At 68.6% G+C, this 2,262-nt stretch carries 2 protein-coding genes; one reads left to right on the plus strand and one right to left on the minus strand.

Annotated elements, in window-relative coordinates:
• On the plus strand, nucleotides 1-805 hold an 805-nt coding region (locus tag VMJ11_RS08690), incomplete at its 5' end, for a solute carrier family 23 protein (RefSeq protein WP_325618927.1).
• A gap of 202 nt (nucleotides 806-1,007) precedes the next feature.
• Here VMJ11_RS08690 and VMJ11_RS08695 read toward each other — a convergent pair.
• On the minus strand, nucleotides 1,008-2,262 hold a 1,255-nt coding region (locus VMJ11_RS08695; RefSeq protein ID WP_325618929.1), incomplete at its 5' end, for a Na+/H+ antiporter.

The raw sequence follows: 2,262 nt of genomic DNA on the forward strand, positions 1-2,262 counted from the left end.
CTCGACCTTCGACTCGTGGATGGCGATCGTCACCGTGCTCTGCGTGGGCGGCGTGGCCGTGTTCACGCGCGGCATGCTGCAGCGTTTGTTGATCCTCGTCGGCCTCCTGATCGCCTATGTGATCTACGCGATCGTCACGAATGGCATGGGCCTCGGCAAGCCGATCGACTTCTCGATCGTCGCGAACGCCGCATGGTTCGGCATGCCGAAGTTCACCGCGCCCGTGTTCGAACCGCAAGCGATGACGCTGCTCGTGCCCATCGCCGTGATTCTCGTGGCGGAGAACCTCGGCCACATCAAGGCCGTCTCCGCGATGACAGGCTATAACCTCGACCGCTACGTGGGCCGCGCGTTCATCGGCGACGGCCTCGCCACGATCGTCTCGGGCTTCGCCGGCGGCACGGGCGTCACCACCTACGCGGAAAACATCGGCGTGATGGCGGTCACGAAGATCTATTCGACGCTCGTGTTCGTGATCGCCGCGGTGATCGCGCTCGTGCTCGGCTTTTCGCCCAAGTTCGGCGCCGTGATCCAGACGATTCCGGGGCCGGTGCTGGGCGGCGTCTCGATCGTCGTATTCGGCCTCATTGCCGTGACGGGCGCGCGCATCTGGGTCGTCAACAAGGTGGACTTCTCGGACAATCGCAACCTCATCGTCGCGGCGGTCACGCTCGTGCTCGGCGCCGGCGACTTCTCGCTCAAGCTCGGCAGCTTCGGCCTTGGCGGCATCGGCACCGCCACGTTCGGCGCGATCATTCTCTACGCGTTGCTGCGCCGCAAGCCGGCGCAGGAAGCGGCCGTCTGACTTCGCGTTGAGGCTCGCCGCCGACGCGCGTGCCAGCTCACGCACGGTGCGCCTGCCGCTCGCGCGGCACCGGCTCTGGCGTCGCGCTTTCCCTTTTCATTCACGTGATGCGCCGGCCGCTCGCGCGGCGCCACCTCTGGCGTCGCGCTTTCCCTTCTCGTTCACGTAATGCCCAGGCACGCTTCGCCGCGGCGACGCGCGCTCACCCCCGGTTGCGCCCACGCGAGGTCATCGCCGTTTCCGAGAGATCGACTTCGCGCATCAGTTTCGCCAGCGTCTCGTCGTTGATCTGCATGCCGTTGCGCAGCTTGAGCAGTGCCGCGCGCTCGGCGCGCATCGCGGCAAGCCGCATCTCCAGTTCCAGCGCCTCGGCCCGGCGCGCGTGCGCGCTGAGATCGCGGTCGGCGTCGAGCGAGGCGAGGCGCCGGCGATAGGTGTCCATCACGCGCGCGGTCGTGTCGGCGGCATAGGCCGCCTGCGATTCATCGAGGTCCTCGCTCACCTTCTCGTGCACCGCGTCGACCGCGCGGATCGCCGCTTGCGCCGCGTGGATGCGCGCGGCGCGCTCCTCGGCTGCGTGCGGACCCTGCGCGCCGCGCCGCACGCCTTGCAACAGCAGCGGCAGGCCCACGATCGCCACCAGCAGCGAAGCGAGGATCACGCCCGTCGCAATGAAGATGGCGCTGTCGCGGCCCGGCAGCGGGCTGCCGTTGCCGAGCGTCTCGGGCAGCGAAAGCACGCCCGCGAGCGTCACCGCGCCGCGCACGCCCGCCACCGTCGTGATCGCCACGGTGCGCAGGCCGGGCACCGCGTTCGCCATGCCGTGACGCGCGGCGCCGCGGCTCGCCACCCAGCGCAGCAGCCACACCCAGCCGAAGCGCATCGCGTAGAGCGCCGCGAGCACGGCGCCGACATAGCCGATGAGGCGCAGCATCTGCACGTTGCTCGTGTGGTGGGCGTCGAGCAGCGCCTTGCCGATAATGCCGGGAAACTGCAGGCCGAGCAGCGTGAACACCATGCCGTTGAAGACGAACTCGATCATCGACCAGGTGCTGGTCGCGCGCACGCGCGCGGACACGGGGCCCATGTGCGCGACGCTCGTGTAGTTCATCATCATCCCCGCGGCCACGGCGGCGAGCACGCCCGAGACCTCGAGATGCTCCGCGAAGAGATACGACGCGAACGGAATCAGCAGGGTCATCACGACGCCGGGCGCGGGATCGCCTTCCGCGTTCACGTTCAGAAAGCGCGCCGAGACGAAGCTGAAGATCCAGCCGATCGCCGCGCCCACGACGAGACCGCCCGCCGCGATCACGAAGAAGCTGAGCGTGGCTGCGCGCAGCGAGAAGTAGCCCGTGAGCGCGGCGGCCACGGCGAACTTGAGCGCGACGAGGCCCGACGCGTCGTTCATCAGTGCCTCGCCTTCGAGGATGTGCATGAGCTGCGCGGGAATCCTG

The sequence above is a fragment of the Paraburkholderia sp. genome (assembly GCF_035501035.1).
In the GTDB taxonomy this organism is placed as follows: Bacteria; Pseudomonadota; Gammaproteobacteria; order Burkholderiales; family Burkholderiaceae; genus Paraburkholderia.